The 17456-nt window shown below is 69.3% G+C and carries 15 protein-coding genes and 1 pseudogene; 1 reads left to right on the top strand and 15 read right to left on the bottom strand.

Features of this window, described 5'->3' with window-relative positions:
• From IC605_RS21325 to ccsA, 4 genes and pseudogenes are all read right to left on the bottom strand, one after another.
• Positions 1-540, bottom strand: a pseudogene (locus tag IC605_RS21325) (heme lyase CcmF/NrfE family subunit); the annotation flags it as partial.
• 13 nt (positions 541-553) lie between these two features.
• A complete protein-coding gene (gene ccmE / locus IC605_RS21320; protein ID WP_216328740.1) occupies positions 554-1012 on the bottom strand; it encodes a cytochrome c maturation protein CcmE in 459 nt (152 codons plus the stop codon).
• Positions 1009-1128, bottom strand: a complete 120-nt coding sequence (locus IC605_RS21315; RefSeq protein WP_216328738.1) for a heme exporter protein CcmD — start codon at positions 1126-1128, stop codon at positions 1009-1011. The genes ccmE and IC605_RS21315 overlap by 4 nt, the downstream gene beginning before the upstream one ends.
• Positions 1121-1831, bottom strand: coding sequence for a cytochrome c biogenesis protein CcsA (ccsA, locus tag IC605_RS21310; protein WP_216328736.1), 711 nt, complete (start codon positions 1829-1831; stop codon positions 1121-1123). The genes IC605_RS21315 and ccsA overlap by 8 nt, the downstream gene beginning before the upstream one ends.
• Positions 1832-2048: 217 nt before the next feature.
• Between ccsA and IC605_RS21305 the strand changes: the two genes are divergently transcribed.
• Positions 2049-2765 carry a hypothetical protein gene (locus IC605_RS21305; RefSeq protein ID WP_216328734.1) on the top strand — a complete coding sequence of 239 codons (717 nt, stop codon included), beginning with the start codon at positions 2049-2051 and terminating at the stop codon, positions 2763-2765.
• 56 nt (positions 2766-2821) lie between these two features.
• On the opposite strand, the gene IC605_RS21300 is transcribed toward IC605_RS21305, so the two are convergent.
• From IC605_RS21300 to IC605_RS21250, 11 genes are all read right to left on the bottom strand, one after another.
• Entirely contained in the window at positions 2822-3784 is a 963-nt protein-coding gene (locus IC605_RS21300) for a leucine-rich repeat domain-containing protein (RefSeq protein WP_216328732.1), read from the bottom strand.
• Positions 3785-3806: 22 nt separating this feature from the next.
• A complete protein-coding gene (locus tag IC605_RS21295) occupies positions 3807-4568 on the bottom strand; it encodes a heme exporter protein CcmB (protein WP_216328730.1) in 762 nt (253 codons plus the stop codon).
• Entirely contained in the window at positions 4558-5250 is a 693-nt protein-coding gene (locus IC605_RS21290; protein WP_216328728.1) for an ABC transporter ATP-binding protein, read from the bottom strand. The genes IC605_RS21295 and IC605_RS21290 overlap by 11 nt, the downstream gene beginning before the upstream one ends.
• Entirely contained in the window at positions 5235-5918 is a 684-nt protein-coding gene (locus IC605_RS21285; protein ID WP_216328726.1) for a cytochrome c biogenesis CcdA family protein, read from the bottom strand. Before IC605_RS21285 ends, IC605_RS21290 begins: the two co-directional genes overlap by 16 nt.
• Positions 5919-6220: 302 nt before the next feature.
• Positions 6221-6619 (bottom strand): penicillin-binding protein, encoded by a 399-nt coding sequence (locus tag IC605_RS21280; protein ID WP_216328750.1) that lies wholly within the window; start codon positions 6617-6619, stop codon positions 6221-6223.
• A 93-nt stretch (positions 6620-6712) separates the two neighbouring features.
• On the bottom strand, positions 6713-9088 hold the full coding sequence (locus IC605_RS21275) for a transglycosylase domain-containing protein (protein WP_216328725.1): 2376 nt from the start codon (positions 9086-9088) through the stop codon (positions 6713-6715).
• Between the two features lie 10 nt (positions 9089-9098).
• Positions 9099-9503 (bottom strand): response regulator, encoded by a 405-nt coding sequence (locus IC605_RS21270; protein WP_216328723.1) that lies wholly within the window; start codon positions 9501-9503, stop codon positions 9099-9101.
• A gap of 128 nt (positions 9504-9631) precedes the next feature.
• Positions 9632-11308 (bottom strand): Ig-like domain-containing protein, encoded by a 1677-nt coding sequence (locus IC605_RS21265; protein ID WP_216328721.1) that lies wholly within the window; start codon positions 11306-11308, stop codon positions 9632-9634.
• Between the two features lie 431 nt (positions 11309-11739).
• The gene (locus IC605_RS21260; protein ID WP_216328719.1) at positions 11740-13458 is read right to left on the bottom strand and encodes an Ig-like domain-containing protein; all 1719 of its coding nucleotides are present in this window, start codon (positions 13456-13458) and stop codon (positions 11740-11742) included.
• A gap of 230 nt (positions 13459-13688) precedes the next feature.
• Positions 13689-15389, bottom strand: a complete 1701-nt coding sequence (locus IC605_RS21255) for an Ig-like domain-containing protein (RefSeq protein ID WP_216328717.1) — start codon at positions 15387-15389, stop codon at positions 13689-13691.
• 159 nt (positions 15390-15548) lie between these two features.
• Complete coding sequence (locus IC605_RS21250; protein ID WP_216328715.1) at positions 15549-17258, bottom strand: long-chain-fatty-acid--CoA ligase; 1710 nt, start codon at positions 17256-17258, stop codon at positions 15549-15551.
• Between the last annotated feature and the right edge of the window lie 198 nt (positions 17259-17456).

Below are 17456 nucleotides of genomic sequence, written 5' to 3'. Positions count from 1 at the left end.
GACGGCCATCATCCAGTGGTTTTGCAGGGCCGGGTTGGGGCCGCGCCCGTCGGTCAGCACCTGCGAAACGGGCGTGAAGGGGCTGGCGACCGTCGCGCACACGCCCACGAAGAAGAGCAGGTTGACGAACATCGCGCCGAGCGCCCAGGGCCGCAGGGCGTCGCGCCGCAGGGTCAGGCTCAGCACGAAGGCGAAGCCCGCGAGCAGCCACGCCCACAGCAGGATCGACCCCTCCAGCGCCCCCCACAGGCTCGTCACCTTCACCCAGGTCGGTGAGGCCCGCATGGAGTGTTCGGCGACGTAGCGCACCGAGAAGTCGTCTCCCAGCAGCGCCGCCATCAGCGTCAGCGTGGCGAGGCTCACGAGGGCGAAGACCGCCCACACCGCCCGCCGCGCCGCCTCGGTCGCCCGGGTGTCGGCCTTGAGACCCCCGACGACCGCGAGCCACGTGCCGCCCAGCGTGAAGGCGAGGGCCGCCAGGAGGGCCAGTTGCCCCAGCGCCCCGAGCGCGCTCGATTGGAAGGAGATCAGGTTCAGCATCTGGCGCGAGTCCTCACTCGCTCTGCCGCAGCAGGTCTTTGAGCTCGGCCTGCGTCTGCGGCACGTGGTACTCCTCGGAGTGCTTCACCACGAGTTCGGAGGCGTGGAAGGTGTTGCCCTGGAACTCGCCGCGCACCACGACCCCCTGGTTTTCCTTGAAGAGGTCGCTCACCGCCCCCCGGTACTGCACCGGGAAACTCGCGCCGCCGTCCGTCACGTTGAACTTCAGGTCCAGCGTCTGCGGGTCGTACTGCACCGCCCGCACGAGGCCGCCGATCCGCAGGGGCCGCCCCTCCAGCTCCGCGCGCTGCTGCACGTACTCGGTCGGCGTGACGAAGTACTCCAGGCTCTTGCCCAGGTTCCCGAAGGCGATGAAGGCCGTCAGCGCGACCAGGGCGACGATGCCGAGGACGGTGGGCAGCGGGCTGCGCTTACGCCGCCGCGCCTGCGGCAGGGGAGAGGGCAGGGTCACCTTGGCTCCTCCTCACGGTTCATCCGCAGCCGCGCCCACATCCACACGAGGTAGGCCCCCAGCAGCAGCAGGGTCACCACGTACACCACGATCACGTAGGCGGCGTACTTATCCACGGGCGACCTCCAGCGGGCTCAGGTCCCCCATCAGCTCGCGCTCCTCACGCTCTTCCTCACGGGCGGCGAGGGTCGCCCGCACGCGCAGCAGGTAGAAGTACAGGAGGGAGAAGGCGACCGTCGCCGCCAGCAGCACCCACCCGTACACGGGCGCGGCGTCGAAGCGAATCTTGCCCAGCAGCTTGAGGGTCTGCGTCTGGTGCACGCCCCGCCACCACTCCACCGCCATGTAGTTGATCGGCACGTACAGGGTGCCCACCAGCCCCACGACCGCCGCCACCCGCGCCCGGCGGTCCGGGTCGTCGATCAGCGTGCGGATCAGGAGGTAGCCGCCGTACACGACGAGGCTCAGGGCGGTGGTCGTGAGTCTCGCGTCCCACACCCAGTACACGCCCCAGGTCGGCTTGGCCCACAGCATCCCGCCCACGATGGTCGCCGCCGTGAACAGCACGCCGATCTCCGCGCTGCTCAGCGCCAGGCGGTCGAAGCGGCGCTGGCGGGTGAGCAGGTACAGCAGCCCGAAGAGGCCGGTGCCGCCGTAGGCGAGGTAGCTCAGCCACGCGGTCGGCACGTGCACGAACATCAGGCGGACGAGCGAGCCCTGGTTGACGTCCAGGGGCGCGCTCAGGCCCAGCGCCACCGCCGCCCCCAGGGCGAGGAGGGTCGCGGCGCCCAGCCCCGTCGTGACTCGATCTTGTTTCATGTCAGACCCCATTCTGAGCCGCGCCCGTGAAGGTCACCGTGACCGGGGGTGCGGCGTGCTCTCGTGCCCACAGAATCGCGTCCTGGCGCGGAAGGGACAAGTGCGAGTGTCCCCCCGGCGCATGGAGAGGGAGTGCCCCTGCGGATAGGGTACGGTGAGGCTCTCAACCCGCCGCCCTCCCCCGGAGTCGTGGAGCTGCAAAGCCAAGAGGTGCCCTATGAAGTCTGCCCGCCCCCTGACCGTTGCCCTGGCCCTCGCCGCCCTGACGCTGACCGCCTGCGCCCCCTCGGCCTCGGCCCCCGCCGCGCCCCTTCCCGAACCCTCCACCTACCGCCCCGAGGGCGCGCCCGTCACGGTGCCCGGCATAGGCGAGGTCGGGCGCTGGATGATCACGAAAGACCTCGTGCCCGCCACCTGGCTCGGCGAGAGGCTCGGCGGGCGCACCCTGCGCGAGCCGGTCAACGTCCTCCTGATCGACCGCTTGGCCCGGAGTCCGGAGGAAGCCACGGTCCGCCTTCTGGCTGCGATGAACGCCGCCGGGTACGGTCCCAAGGGTGGGCACAGCACCGGGTATTTCGGGGAGGTCGGCGGGAGGCTCTATTCCATGCTGCCCACCGGACCGGGCGAAGCCTTCAGCGACGACCCCTTCTTCGTGCCCAACAACCACGGGCGCATGTTCGGTCCCGTTCCCGTGACGAACGGGTACGTCTTTACGGGCGCCTTCAGCCTGGAAGGCGTCCGCCTGTTGCCCCGCCCCGGCCACCCCTACCGCTCCTTCCAGGTTGCCCGCGAGGACCTCGCCGACAAGCTCAGTACCCGCACCGTGTTCAGGCGGGCCGGGTACGTGGACATGGGCTCGCGCCTCGATACACCTGCCGAGACGACCGGGGACCACGACGGACGGGCGGTGCTGCTGGTGGCGGGAAGCTCGTAACCTTATGGAAGGGGACTTGACCGTCTACGGGCTACAGGCGACAAGCCACGGGCCCCTCACGTATAGATCAGGCACCCTCTTTCCTCCAGCCGCCGGAACGCCGGGGGCAGCGAGGTCAGGCGATTCCAGCGCAGGTCTAGTTTCTCCAGGTTCGGGAGGAAGGCCAGCCCCTCCGGCAGCGCCGTCAGCCCGTTCGCCCGCAGATCGAGGAGGCGCAGGTGTTCCAGCTCGGCCAGCGACGCGGGCAACTCCGTCAGGTGGTTGAACCGCAGGTCCAGCTCGGTGAGGGCGCCGAGTTTGCCGATCTCCTCGGGCATTGTCGTGAGGGCGTTGCCCTGCGCCATCAGCTTGCCCAGCCGGGCGCAGTTCCCTAACTCGGGCGGCAGGCTGGTCAGGCGGTTGTTCATGACGTGCAGCTCCCGCAGCTCGCCCAACGCCCCCAGCGAGGCGGGCAGGGACGTGAGCGCGTTGGTGTACGCGCGAAACTCTACCAGGGTCGCCAATTCGCCCAGCCAGTCAGGAAGGGCAGTCAAGGCGTTGTCGGTGACGTTGAGGTAGCGCAGCGAGCCCAGGTGACGCAGGGAGTCGGGCAACGTGGTCAGGCGGTTGTTGCTGAGGTACAGGAATCTCACCTCTTGCAACCCGCCGAGCACGTCCGGCAGCGTGCTCAACCCATTGTGGCCGAGGTCGAGCATCTGCAATCCGGTCAGCCTGCCCAGCCCCGGGGCAAGCTCGGCCAGGCGGTTCGCCGACAGGTTGAGGGTCGTGAGCCCCGTCATCTTCCACACCCACTCCGGCACCGCCGTCAATTCGTTGTCGTACACGCTCAGGACCCGCGCGCCCGTGCAGCGGCGCAGACTCTCGGGCAGGGTCTGGAGGTGGCAGCCGTTGAGGTTCAGGTGGTCGGGCCGAGCGGAGGGGTCGCGTTCGAGCAGGGCGAGCAGCTCGTGTCCGCGCGGCCCGGTCGTGTGTTGGTGATTCAAACCATCGGCGGCCACGCTGGCCTCATCGGTGGGCATGGGCCACTGTACCCGGCCAACCTCACCCCTCCACCGCGAAGCCGAACAGCAGCGTCGCCAGGATGACCGTTCCCAGGTCGAAGGCCGCCAGGAAGACCAGCCAGGTCGTGACCTCCGGCGTCCACCCGCCCGTGAGCAGGAGGGAAGTCGCCTTGACGCTGGCGATCACCACGGGCACGAGGATGGGGAAGGCGAGGGCAGGAAGCAGCGCCTCGCGGGCCCGCAGGTTGACGGTGATTGAGCCGTAGAAAGTCGTCCCCGCCGCGAAGCCGATCACGCCGAGTGCGGTCACCAGGGCGAGCGCCCCCCACGGCACCGCCCGCCCCGCGCCCGCCGCCCCGAAGAGGATCAGGCCCGCCGGAAGGGTGAACGCCGCGACGAGGAAGAGGGGACCCAGCACCCCCAGCAGTTTGCCGACGTACAGCGCCCCGTGCGCCCCCGGGTAGAGGAGGAGCTGCTCCAGCGCCCCCGCCTCCTGCTCCTGCGCGAAGGCCCGCTGCGCCCCCACCGCCGCCGCGAGCGCGAGCGCCGTCCACACCGCCCCCGCCGCGACCCCCGCCGTCTGCTCCACAGTCCGCGCCGTGCCGTCCCCGCCGAGCGCCAGCCCCAGCACGAGGAGCACCAGCCCCGCGAAAAAGGCGGTGGCGAGCAGCGTGTCCCGCGTCCGCCCGGCGACCCGCAGGTCCTTGGCGGCGAGGGTGAGGGCCGGGCGGACCGTGGAGGGGGGAGCGTGGGGCGTGGTGGGTTGAGCCTCCCCCTCCGTCTTCCACGCCCTACGTTCCACGGTCCTCCTCGACCTTCCCGCCGACCAGCCGCACCGCCCGGGGGGCTACCCGCCGTGCGAGGTGCGGCTCGTGCGCGGCGATCACCAGCGTCACGCCTCTCGAAGCGAGGTCGCCGAGCAATTCCAGGGTCAGCTCCCGCCCCCCCTCGTCGAGGTTGGCGAAGGGCTCGTCCACCAGGGTCACGGGCCGGGCGAGAAGGTGCGCGCGGGCCAGGGCGAGGCGTTTGCGCATTCCCGCCGACAGGAAGCGGACGCGGCGGCCCGCAGCCCGCTCCAGCCCGACCCGCCGCAGCCCTCCCGCTACGTTTCCTCTCTGCCCGTGCATCCGCAGCGCGAAGTCGAGGTTTTCCGTACAAGTCAGGTCGGGGTACAGCCCGCCGTCCACCGGCATCAGGTGGATGCACTCGCGCACCGCCCGCCCGTCCCCCAGGTCGAAGCCCAGCACCCGCCCCTCGCCCCGGGTGGGCCGCAGCCCCGACGCGAGGACGCGCAGCAGCGTCGTCTTGCCCGCCCCGTTCTCGCCGAGCAGGGTGACGCTCTCTCCGGCCGGCACGTCGAGGGTTACGCCGCGCAGGATGACCTCGCGGCCCAGCCTCAGCCAGAGGTCGCGGAGCTGGAGGGCGTGGATGGGTTGTGGGGGCTGATCCTCTCCTACAACCCGTCCCTCTACACCCTCAGCCACGCCGGCATCACCTCGTAGAAAAAGGTCGCCAGCCGCGTGAACTGCCCCGTCAGCATCAGCACCCCGACGAGGACGAGGACCGCGCCGCCGACCTTCTCGAACACGCCCGCGTAACGGTTCAACCTCCGCAGGTTGAGACGGTCCCACAGCAGCGCGGCGAGGAGAAAGGGCACGGCGAGCCCCAGCGTGTACGCGGCGAGCAGCCCCACCCCCGTCCCCAGGCTGGCGCTGCTCGCGGCCAGGCCCAGGATGCTCCCCAGCGCCGGACCCAGGCACGGGCTCCACCCGAAGGCGAAGGCCGCTCCCAGCGCGACCGGGCCGTACCCTCCCGCGTTGCCGAGCGCCCGCGTGTCCCGCATCAGCACGGGCAGGCGAATCACGCCCAGCATCACCAGCCCGAAGAAGATGATCAAGGCGGCGGCCACGCGCCCGAGCAGAATCTTGTGCGGCGCGAGGAGGGCCCCCAGGCTGCTCGCCGTCGCCCCCAGCGCGATGAAGACGAGCCCGAAGCCCAGGATGAAGCCCAGCGCCCGCCCCAGCGGCGCCCGCGCCCCGCCCAGTACGCCGAGGTAGCTCGGCACGAGCGGCAGCACGCAGGGGCTCAGGAACGAGATCAGCCCCGCGAGAAAGGCCACCGTGACGGACGGGGCACCGGGAGAGGCGAACATGGGGCGAGTCTAGCCCAGGGCCATAGGGCGGGCTGTCCCCGGGGAGGAGTAGAGTTCTGGTTTTTGCTTGTGACCTACTCGGAAAGGCAAGTAGGAAGACGGTGTTTTTAGCTCCTCCCCCTTGAGGGGGGAGGTTGGGACTCGCAGAGCTGCGCAGCAGAGGGGGTGAACGCAAACGTCATGCGGCGCGGCAGGGAGTGAGGCAGGGCGTCTTGCTGGCGTTGGTGCTGGTCACACGCCCCCTCACCCCAACCCTCCGCTCCGCGGCTCTGCGAGTCACCCGCAAGGGGAGAGGGAGAACATCACCGCCCCCCCAGCCCCAGATCGCCCCCAAAGTTGCCCTCCCAGGCGTTCAACACCCGGCCCTCCCGCACGAGGAGCACGGTGGGGTAGGCGCCCACCCGCAGCGCGCGGGCGAAGGCGGTCGCCTCCGGGCCGCGCCAGACGTTCACCCCCTTTGGCGCCGGGGCGGGCACGTCCTCCGCGTTCACCGCCCGCACGGGCAGCCCCGCCGCGAGCACCGCCCCCCACAACTCGCCCAGGTCGCCGCAGTCGTGCGAGTACACGACGACGACCTCGCGCTCACCGGAGGTCCAGGGGTGGGGGGGCAGCACCTCCCCCAGCCGCACCCGCGCCCCGGCGTCCGAAATCCCGAGGGCCAGCAGCAGCGTGAGCAGGGGAGCGCGTCTCATGGGCCGCATCATGCCGCCCCAGGCCTCACCGCCGCGTGACAGGGGCGTGAGAAGGCAGAAGGCTCCCGCCGCACTCGGGGGAGCCTCCTCTCCGTCTCGTCCTCAGGGCGCCGTCGTGTCGTCCGGCTCGGCGGCCTTGGGGCTGGGCGTCGTCTGCTTGGCCCGCACCACCTTCAGCGCCTCGGGGTCGGGCTTCTCGTCGCGCAGGGGCTGGGGGTTGGGGTCGGGGGCGTAGGCGGGGAGTTCTTCGAGGTACACCCGGCGCCGCTCGATCCGGTCGGGGGGCGTGAACTCGGTGGCGAGGCGGCCCGTCGTGCGGTCCACGCTGATCACGGTCGTGCGCGAGTCCCGGGCGGGCTGCCACGTCGCCTCGCGGTACACGGTGGGCGGCGGGGCGTCGCGCTCGATGGCGGTCGTGGACGTGTTGTAGCGGGGATCGACGCGGGCGATCTTCACGCCGGGCAGGTAGCCGGGGTCGGGTGCCTCCGCGTAGAGGATGCCGGGCGGCTCCACGAAGGCGGTCGGCGTCTTGCCCGCGTGGGCGATCTCCATCATCCGGCGCCAGATCGGCGCGTTCACGTACCCCGAGTAGTAGGAGGTGGGCATCTCGCCGCCCTGCTGCTTGCCGACCCACACCGCGCCCGTGTAGAGCGGCGTGGTCCCGATGAACCAGAAGTCCTTGGGCCCGTTCGAGGTGCCCGTCTTGCCCGCCACCGGCCACTCGCCGAATTTCGCCCGCGTGGCGAGGCCGCCCTGGCGCTCGCTGAGGTCGTTCACCACCCCCCGGATCATGTCGAGGCCCAGGAAGGCCACCTGCGGCGTCCAGACCCGCTTGGCGCGCGTGAGGTCGTTCGCCGCGTCGTACAGCACCTCGCCCCGCGCGGTCGTCACCCGGGTGATGTAGCGCGGCGCCCGGTAGAGCCCCCCGTTCACGAAGGGCGCGTACGCGGCGGCCATCTTGACCGGCGTGGTCTCCACCGCCCCCAGCGCCGCCGCGAGCCCGGTGCCGTCGTTCGGCGGAATGCCCAGGTCACGGATCTTTCCGAAAAAGGTCTGGAGCCCGATCCGGTCCGCGAGCCGCACCGTCACGAGGTTGAGCGAGCGGTCGAGCGCTTCCCGGATCGTCATGTTGCGGAAGGTCGTCGCGCCCTCGAAGTTCTGGGGCTTGTATACGCCGTCCTTGCAGCCGATGGCGCAGGGGAAGGTGACGGGCTTGTCCTCCTCGCGGTGGGTCTGGTCGAGCCCGGTCGAGAGCGCCGTCGTGTACAGCAGCGGCTTGATGGTCGAGCCGATCTGCCGCTGGCCCTGCGCGGCGTTGTTCCAGTCCGGGAGAGGCTGCCCCGGCACGATGCGCTGCCCGATCATCCCGAGCACCTCGCCCGTGTAGGGGTCGAGGATCGTGGCGCCCAGCGTCGCGCCCGGCGGAAAGCCCCGGTACGACAGCGAGGTCGCCTCGCGGCTGGCCGTCTCCACCGCATCCTGGAGCTTGGGGTCGAGGGTCGTGTACACCCGCAGGCCCCCCGAGCCGTACACCTTGTCGCGCCCGAAGCGGCGCACGAGTTCCTGCTCGACCTGACTCACGAAGTGCTGGGCGCGGGTGCTCGTCACCGCCTTGAGTTCCTTGGCCGAGCGGTCCACCAGCTTGGCGCCCTTGAGGGTCCCGTCGGCGGCGTAGGCGACCTTCCAGCCGCGCGGCTGGAGCTTCTCGCGCCACGCCGCGTCCGCCTGCGCGCGGGTGACCCAGCCGTCCTCCACCATGCGGTTGAGCAGGACCTTCATCAGGGGCCGCACCGCCGCGTAGTCGAAGTAACGGTTGGCGGTCGGCACCAGGATCGTCAGGTAGGCGCTCTCGGCGAGGCTGAGCTGCTTGGGCGTCTTGCGGAAGTACGCCTGCGCCGCCGAGTAGATGCCGTACAGCTCGACCGGCCCGCCGTCGCCCCAGTAGATCGCGTTGAGGTAGTTCTGGAGGATTTCCTCCTTCGTGAAGGCCCGCTCGACCTGCACCGAGAGCATCCACTCCTTGACCTTGCGGTCGGGGGTGCGCGCCTGCTTGTACTCGTCGAAGAGCAGGGTGTTCTTGATGAGCTGGTTGGTCAGGGTGGAGCCGCCCTGCACGTCCTCGCCCTGTGCGACCCGCTGGAACTGCCGCCCGATGCCGTAGGGGTCCAGGCCGTAGTGCTCGAAAAACCGCCGGTCCTCGTTGGCGATCAGCGCCGCCGTCATGTAGGGGCTGATCTCGTCGAGGCGGACGAGGGTGCGGCTGACCGCCTGCTCGCCGATCTTGGGGACGAGGGTACCCAGCGGCGTGCCGTCGCGGGCGTAGACGCGCGTCTCGGCCCCAAAGGTGAAGGTGTCGAGGGTGCGGTAGTCGGGCAGCTCGCGCGCCCACTTCGTCGCGTAGGTGGCGCCGACGCCCGCCGCCGCGACGCCGCCCGCGAGCAGCAGGGAGGTGGTGAGTTTGACAAATCTCAGGAACACGTGACTTCTCCTAGGGCGTGCCCGTCTCGCGCGGGCGCCGGGCCTCGATCAGGTGCGAGAGTCTCCCGCGCAGGTTCTTGCCGCTCAGGGGCTTGTACACGAGGTCGTCCGCGCCGACGAGCTTGGCCTGGTCGCGGGTGTGGTCGTCGTCGAGGGCCGTCATGAGCAGCACGGGCGTACCCCGCAGCCGCTTGACCCGCTTGACGCGCGAGCAGATCTCGAAGCCGTCCATCAGCGGCATATCCACGTCGAGCAGCAGCGCATCCGGCGTGTGGCCTTGCAGGTATTCCAGCGCCGCCCGCCCGTCGGCCACCGCCGTGATGGTGTGCCCGTCCGCCGACAAGATCACCTCCAGCATGGTGCGGATGGCCGAGTCGTCGTCCGCGACGAGGATGGTATACGCCATACCCTCCATGATAGGGCAGCGGGGGGTGAGGGCGTCTGTGCCCCCGGGCAGGAAGGGCAGGAAAGGGAAGACCCCCACGCGGGGTGGGGGCCGTGAACGGAAGAAAAAGGCCAGCTCTGGGGGACAATAAGAACTGTTTACGGAGAAGAGAAGGCGACGGTCACGCCTCCCCGCGTGGGGTTCCCTTGCCTGGAGGAAACACCAGCGTTGTCGGTAGCGACGACCAGGATGTTGTAGAGGCCGCTGGTCGGGGTGTTCCGCCAGACGACGGTATAGGGCGCGCTCGTGGCCTCGCCGATCTTTTGAACCGGGGTACCGCCGCCGTAGGGAAAGGCGAAGAATTCGACCCGCGCGATGCCGTCCGGGTCCGAAGATTCCGCCGCCAGGGTCAGCGGCTGACCTGCGGGGACCGGGGTCACGAAAGAGGAGGAGGCTGGGAGGGTCAGGGTCACCGTGGGGATCGTGTCCCCCGCCTGTGGCCTGCGGTACACCTCGATGGCCGAGAAATTAGCTGTGGCCGTCCCCGTGCTCGCCACGTTCAGCACGCCGTCACCCACGCTGAGATTGATGGGCCCGAGCCGCTTCCACTGGCCCGCCGCGCCGGGATCGAACCGCCCGACGGTCTGCCCTTCCATCCGGATGTCGTAGGCGGTCGCGTCCTCCGCGCGGACCCACAGGTAGATCTCGTAAGAGGCGTTGGGCAGCGGCACGTTGACCTCCAGCCCCCCCTGACGTGACAGGGCGCTGCGGACCAGGGCCTCGCGGTCGGGCTCGGGAGTGGGCGAGAGCGGCGCGCTGGTGGGCAAGACGGTGGAGGTGCCGTTCGTCGTGATCCCCGCCCCCTCGCCCGCCGAGAAATTTGGGCCGAGGAACAGCGGCTCGTAACTCTGAATCTGCACGTCCGGCCCGCCGAAATTGATCGCGCGGGACACCGAGATGGTGGAGTTGCCGGAGTAGGAGACCGTCAAACGCGGATCGGAAGTGGTCGCCGCCCCTTGGTGGTCAATGGCCCGGGCCGTGAAGTTTGTGGCGAAGGTGGTATCCACATCGCCTTCGCGTGCAAGCACGAGGCTGTAGGGCGCGGTCATGTCCTCGCCGATTTTGGTGCCGTCGGCGTAAAATTCAACCTTCACTATCTTGCCGTCTGGGTCGGAAGCGCCAGCGTTCAAGATGATGTTGTTATCGTCCGCGAAACTCTCGATGCCGGAGGTATCGGACTCAAACGCAGGTAGAACTCCGTTCTCGACGCTCAGCGTAACGGTCGGCGCCTGGTTGGCGGGCGGGGTGGGCGTCGTCCCGACGGGCTCGATGACGAGGTAGTCCACGACGGCGTTGCGGTCCTTGCCCCGGCCCTCGTACAGGTCGTTGATGAACGACAGGTTGAACACCTGCCCCGGCTTCAGATCGAACTCCCCGAACTTCCGCGTCACATACGTCGCCGAATCCAGCGTGGCGACTGCCAGCCGGCGTTGCCGCTCGTCGTTGAGGTCGACGGTAGGCCAGCCTTTGTACGCCTCGCCCTTGCCCCGGACCGAGACGGTGTAGCGGCCGGCCTTGACGCTGCCGGGAACGACGAAGCGCACGTTGTCGTTGGTGCCGAGCAGGATGACGGCCTTGCCCCCGGAGGCGGCGGGGTCGTTGATGATGCGGCCCCCGTTGCGGGGGTCGGCGACCGTCTGCGGCGTCGTGAAAGCCTGGATGGTGCCCGCCTCCGCTTCCCACTGCAAGTCGCTGGTGGCCGTCGGCGTGTTGGCCTGCTGACTGCACGCCGCCAGCGTCAGGCTCAGCAGCACCAACCCGGCGTGACGCCTCATTCGAGCTCCGGAAAGATTCGCCCTCTGGTTAAGTCTCGTGTAAGTCATCGTCTTTCCCTTTTTCGTCCCACAGGGTAGGGGAACCAGTGGCTCCTCCTCGTCTCATCTTTTGTGGAACTGAACTCACCCTATCCTGAGAGAGAAAAACTTCACAATAATGGTGCCTTCATGAAAGTTGGACTGCCTCGCAAGCACAGGCCAATCCCCCACGTGGTATGGGGCTGGGGAGACGGATTGACCGAGAACGGCTGATCCTGGAAGAACTTTTGAGGGAGAGCGAGAGCGAGCCCGGCGTGCCCTTTGAGGCGCGTCAATGAAAGTGAGAAACTGCCTGCGGGGTCCCCGCACACGGCGCCTCTCAACTTGAGGCCCCTGCTGGACCGGTGATGTCTTTCGCCGGTTCAGCAGGGGCAGGTGTCAAGCCTCCGCTCTTACGGGCTGCTCTGCGCGAAGAAGACGCTGGCCCCGGTCCGGGTACTCAACCCGGTCTTGTCGGTGGCCTGGGCAACGATGTTGTAAGGGCCAGAGGGAGGGTTTTTCAACACGACGTTGTAAGGAGCGGTCGTGGCCTCACCGATCTTGACGATCTGCGCGTCGGACTGGAAGCCGCTGCCAGCGTATTCGAGATAGAACTCGACCTTCGCAATCCCGTCGGCGTCCGAGGCGTCCACGGACAGCGGGAGGTCCTGGCCCGCGGCCTGAAAGGATTTGGGCACGGGGTTGAAGCTCACCGTCGGCGCTGTGTCGCCCGCTTGGGGCCGCCGCCAGACCTCGATGGCCGAGAAGCTCGCCGCGGCCGTGCCGGTCGTCGCCACGTTCAACACGCCGTCGCCCACGCTGACCGGGAAGGGACCGAGTTTGTCCCAGCGGCCCGCCTCCCCCGGATCGAAGCGCGCAACGCTCCGGCCCTCCATCTGCACCTCATAGGGGGTTGCGTCTTCGGAGTGCACGTACAGGTAGACGTTGTAAGAGGTGTTCGGAAGGGGCAGCGCCAGCGCCAGGGGACCCGCACCCGAGACGGCGCTCCGGACGATGGCCTCCCGGTCGGGGTCGGTCACGGGCGGCACCAGGGCCCGGTCCGCAGGCAGCACGTTCGCCGTGCCGTTCGAGGTCAACCCACCCCCGCCGCCCGCCGCGTACACGATCCGGTCCTGGGTGACCGCCGGGCCGCCGAGGTTGATCGCGCGCAGGGGCTGGTAGGTGATGCTCCGACCGTCGTTGCCCAAATCTGCCCCGAGGACCGCGTTGGTCTGCGAGGTCTGCGTGCTGGCGGTCGCGCCCAAGTTGTCCACGGCCCGGGCCGAGAAGACGACCGGGTATTCCGTCTCGTCGTCAAAGGAGTCCTGGGTGCTGTACACGAACCGGTACGGGGCCGTCGTGTCCTCGCCGATCTTCTGGGACCCCAGGTAGAATTCGACCCGGGCGACGGAGCCGTCAGGATCCGACGCGGTGGCCTCCAGCGTGACGTTGTGGCCCGGGTTGTACTTGAGAACTCCCGGTGTGGGCAAGTCTCCGTTGTCCAGCGGTCTGAGGGTAACGGTCGGCGCCTGGTTGGCGGGCGGGGTGGGCGTGGTCCCGACCGGCTCGATGACGAGATAGTCCACGATGGCGTTGCGGTCCTTGCCCCGGCCCTCGTACAGGTCGTTGATGAACGACAGGTTGAACACCTGCCCCGGCTTCAGATCGAACTCCCCGAACTTCCGCGTCACGTACGTCGCCGAATCCAGCGTGGCGACTGCCAACCGGCGTTGCCGCTCGTCGTTGAGGTCGACGGTGGGCCAGCCCTGGTAGTTCTCGCCCTTGCCCCGGACCGAGACGGTGTAGCGGCCCGCCTTGACGCTGCCGGGAACGACGAAGCGCACGTTGTCGTTGGTGCCGAGCAGGATGACGGCCTTGCCCCCGGAGGCGGCGGGGTCGTTGATGATGCGCCCACCGTTGCGCGGGTCGGCGACGGTCTGCGGGGTCGTGAAAGCCTGGATCGTTCCGGCCTCCGCTTCCAGTTGCAGGTTGCTGGCCGCCAGCGCCGGGGTCAGTTCCTGCTGGCCGCAGCTCATCAACGTCAGGCTCAGCAGCAGCGCGGAGCCCGCTTCCAGCCGCCACCTCGACGAACGTGTGGAAGGTTCCGCCGTGCCCAGTCTCTTCTCAATCATCATCATCTCCTCGTTCCCAGGACACCGGCCAAATCGCCACGTCGTCCACCGTGAACTCATGACTTGCGGAACTGCCCTCACCCTACACTAACCGTCGAAAACCTCACAAGCACCCTCCCCCCGGTCAGGATTCTGTGATCCCCCCGCTGGGCTCAGGAAAGATGAAAGGGTGGCAAACCCCCACCTGAAGTGGGGGCGCATCGACCGGGAGTGCTCCCGGTGTCGTGGTGTTACGGAGCCTGGATGATCACTTTCGTCTCTGTCGTCGCGGAGAGGCCCGCGCTGTCGGTCGCGCGTGCAATCAGGCTGTAGTACCCGGCGGGGGCCTCTTGCCACACAAGCCCGAAAGGAGCACTTGCGTCCTCCCCGAGCTTCAGAGCGCGGCTGGACGGGGACGGGCCCTTGGCGTAAAGCTCGACCTTCTCGACGGTCCCATTCGGGGAGGAGGCCGTCACGCTTAGCGGCAGGGCGCTGCCGGGATAGGGGGTGGCCTCGGGCATGGGGTCGAAGGCGACGGTCGGCGGCGTCTCGCCGGGCTGCCTCACGCGCCACACCTCGATGGCGGCAAAACTCGCCGGGGCGCTGCCGGTGCTCGACACGTCGAGTACGCCGTCTTGCACCGCGACCGGGAAGGGACCGAGTTTGTCCCAGCGGCCCACTTCCCCCGGATCGAAGCGCGCAACGCTCCGGCCTTCCATCTGGACCTCATAGGGGGCCGGGCCCTCAGCCCGCACCCACAGGTAGACCTCATAGGTCCCGGTGGGCACGGAGACGCCCACCTCCAGGCCACCCGGGCGCGACACGGTGCTGCGGACGAGTTCCTCGCGTTCCGCACTCAGGGCGGCGGGGACCAGGGGAGCGTCCCCCGTCTGGGCAGAGCCGTTGGTAGTCCAGCCCCGGGTCTCTCCCGCGTCGAAGAATACCCCGTTCAGGCAAAAGGGACAGCCGAACTTGTTCACCGCCGTCGCCGGGCCCCCGAAGTTGATCGCGCGCAGGGGAAGAGGATTGGCCGGGTCGTAGCTCCGCGTCCGCGCGACGATCTGGACGGGGGCCGAGGTAGTCACGGCCCCACGGTCGTCGGTGGCCCGCGCCGAGTAGGAGACCGGGGTCGGACCGGCGAGGGGTTGGTCGCGTTCCTGGCTCTGGACGAGGCGGAAGGGGGCCGAGGTGTCCTCGCCGATCTTCACGCCCTCCCGGAAGAACTCGACCCGGGTCACCCTGCCGTCCGGGTCCGAGACGTTGGCTTCCAGCGTGACGTGGTGTTCGTCCTCGAAGGTCGCGCGGTCCGCCCCGGTGAGGTCCCCGTTGTCGGGGGGCCGGAGGGTGATGGCCGGTGGGCGGTTGGCGGGCGACGTGTCCTGAACGGCCTCGATGACGAGGTAGTCGACGATGGCGTTGCGGTCCAGGCCCGGCCCCCCGTACAGGTCGTTGATGAACGACAGGTGGAGGACCTCTCCCGGGGTCAGGTCGAACTCACCGAAAGGACGCGTCTCGTAGGTCGCCGAACTGAGGGGCACCTCGGCCATCCACCGTTGCGCCACGTCGTTCAGGTCCACGGTGGGCCAGCCCTGATACTCGTCGCCCCGGCCCCGCACCGAAACGGCGTAGCGTCCCGCTGGGAGGGTGGGGGGCACGACGAACTCGATGTTGTCGTTGGTGCCCAGCAGGGCGACGGCCTGGCCTCCGCTCGCGCCCGGGTCGTTGATCACCCGCCCGCCCCGAGTGGGGTCGGCGAGGGCCTGGGAAGTCAGGCGGGCTCGCACGGTGCCCGCCTCGGCCTCCATCTGCACCCGGCCTCCCGCGGCGACGACCGGAGGCGAGGCGGTCCGGCTACAGCCGATCAGCCCCAGGCTCAGCGCCAGCAGCAGCCCGGCGCGCCGACCCTGCCGAGTTGGTCCCCTCCTCAACCCGCGTCCCTTGTGTTCGGTCATCTTCTCCCCCTGGTCGCCACGGGCCGCACGCGTCCGGGACACGCCCCCGCGTGATCAGGTTGACCGTGATCGGTCAACCGTAGCACGTGTCGGGCCAGGGGCTCACATTCTCCTTATCCGCACCGCGTCGGGGGCTCCGCCGGAGAGCGGTGGGCGGGCTCAGCTCGCGGTGGGGGTTGCCCTCGCCTGCTCCTGCGCCTCGCGCGCTTCCTGCGCGAGCTGGCGCCGCAGCACCTTGCCCACCGCCGTCTTGGGCAGCTCGGCGCGGAACTCGACCGAGCGCGGCACCTTGTAGGGGCTGAGACTGGCCTTGCAGTGGGCGATGATCTCGGCCTCCGTCGCCTTCAAATCGGGCCGCAGGGCCACCACCGCGTGGACGCTCTCGCCCCGGTAGGCGTCGGGCAGGCCCACGGCGGCGGCCTCCAGCACGGCGGGATGGGTCATCAGCACTTCCTCGACCTCGCGCGGGTAGACGTTGTACCCGCCCGCGATGATCAGGTCCTTTTTGCGGTCCACGATCCGGAAGTACCCGTCCCCGTCCACCGCCGCCAGGTCGCCCGTCAGCAGCCAGGTCTGCCCGTGGGCCTCCCGCAGCACCTTCGCCGTCTCGTCCGGGCGGTTCCAATACCCCTTCATCACGTTCGGCCCGGCGACCCACAGCTCGCCCACCTCGCCGCTCAAGACGGGCTCGCCGTCCTCGCCCACCACCAGGGCGTCCACGCCCGGCATCGGGAGGCCGATGCTCCCCTCGCGCTGGTCGCCGAAGATCGGGTTGGTGTGGGTGATGGGCGAGGCCTCCGTCAGGCCGTAGCCCTCCACCAGATTCGCCCCGCCCGTCAGCGCCCGGAATCTGCGCGCGGTTTCGAGCAGGAGGGGCGCGCTGCCGCTGATGCACGCGCGGATGGTGGTCAGGTCGTGCTTCGGGGTGTCGGGATGGTTGTTGATCGCGTTGTAGAGGGTGGGCACACCGGGAAAGAGGGTCGCCTTGCTCGCCGTGATCTGCGAGAGCACCATCCGCACGTCGCGCGGGTTGGGCACCAGGGCAATGGTCGCGCCGATCAGGACGCTCAGGTTCATGGCGACCGTCATCCCGTACACGTGGAAAAAGGGGATGGCGGCCAGCGTAACCTCCTGCCCCTCCCGCAGGTCGGTCATCCACGCCCGCGCCTGCTCGGCGTTCGCCACGAGGTTGCCGTGGGTGAGCATCGCCCCCTTGGGCACGCCGGTCGTGCCGCCCGTGTACTGGAGCAGCGCCACGTCGTCCGGGCGGATCGTCACCGCCTGCGGGGCGGGGGCCTGCGAGCGCAGCAGCGAGCTGAAGTGAAAGACCGTCCCCCCCGCCCTCACGTCCACCCAGGTGCCCTCCCGCCGCGCCTTGAGGGGATAGAGCACGTTCTTGGGAAAGGGCAGCGCGTCCTGGATGCCGGTCACGATCACCCGCTTCACGGGCACGCGGGAGGCGACCTCCTGGTAACGTGGGTAGAAGGCGTCGAGCAGGATCAGGGTCTCGCTGCCGCTGTCCTGAAGCTGGTGCTCCAGTTCCGAGGCCACGTAGAGGGGACTGGTGTTCACCACCGTCGCGCCCGCCAGCAGCGCCCCGTAAAAGGCCACCACGAACTGCGGGCAGTTGGGGAGCATCACGCTGACCCGCTCGCCGGGCCGCACCCCGAGTTTCTGGAGGGCCGCCGCGAAGCGCCGCGCGTCCTGCCACAGCCGCCGGTAGGTTGTCGTGGCCCCCAGGAAGGTCAGCGCCACCCGGTCGGGATACCGTTCGGCACTCCGCCGCAGCAGGTCGGGGAGAACCGCGTTGCCGGGGGTGAAGTCGTGCGGGACACCGGGTTCGTAATGGGCCAGCCAGGGTCTTTCCATACGGTGAGGCACACTCCTTGGGACCACGCCTGGGCCGCCCCGGGCGTGCGAGAGGGAAGGAAGATTGGACTCAGTATAAGCAAAAAAGCCCGGCTTTTGCACTCCCCCAGCGGGTGTCCCCGGGAAGGGGCCGGTACACAAAGTCTCCCGGGGCTGTCCCCGACCCCACGGAGACGGGCGCGGGGGTCGTGCAAGATG

This window comes from Deinococcus aestuarii (genome assembly GCF_018863415.1).
Taxonomy (GTDB): Bacteria; Deinococcota; Deinococci; order Deinococcales; family Deinococcaceae; genus Deinococcus; species Deinococcus aestuarii.
Note: the sequence above shows the minus strand (reverse complement) of the source record. Positions and strands in the feature narration are given on the sequence as shown.

Bases quoted from the DNA above. Each gene is read 5' to 3' on its own strand.
- ccsA (WP_216328736.1), bottom strand. From the start codon at position 1,831: ATGAAACAAGATCGAGTCACGACGGGGCTGGGCGCCGCGACCCTCCTC.
- IC605_RS21305 (WP_216328734.1), top strand. From the start codon at position 2,049: ATGAAGTCTGCCCGCCCCCTGACCGTTGCCCTGGCCCTCGCCGCCCTG.
- IC605_RS21300 (WP_216328732.1), bottom strand. From the start codon at position 3,784: ATGCCCACCGATGAGGCCAGCGTGGCCGCCGATGGTTTGAATCACCAA.
- IC605_RS21285 (WP_216328726.1), bottom strand. From the start codon at position 5,918: ATGTTCGCCTCTCCCGGTGCCCCGTCCGTCACGGTGGCCTTTCTCGCG.
- IC605_RS21280 (WP_216328750.1), bottom strand. From the start codon at position 6,619: ATGCGGCCCATGAGACGCGCTCCCCTGCTCACGCTGCTGCTGGCCCTC.
- IC605_RS21270 (WP_216328723.1), bottom strand. From the start codon at position 9,503: ATGGAGGGTATGGCGTATACCATCCTCGTCGCGGACGACGACTCGGCC.
- IC605_RS21265 (WP_216328721.1), bottom strand. From the start codon at position 11,308: ATGAGGCGTCACGCCGGGTTGGTGCTGCTGAGCCTGACGCTGGCGGCG.
- IC605_RS21260 (WP_216328719.1), bottom strand. From the start codon at position 13,458: ATGATTGAGAAGAGACTGGGCACGGCGGAACCTTCCACACGTTCGTCG.
- IC605_RS21255 (WP_216328717.1), bottom strand. From the start codon at position 15,389: ATGACCGAACACAAGGGACGCGGGTTGAGGAGGGGACCAACTCGGCAG.
- IC605_RS21250 (WP_216328715.1), bottom strand. From the start codon at position 17,258: ATGGAAAGACCCTGGCTGGCCCATTACGAACCCGGTGTCCCGCACGAC.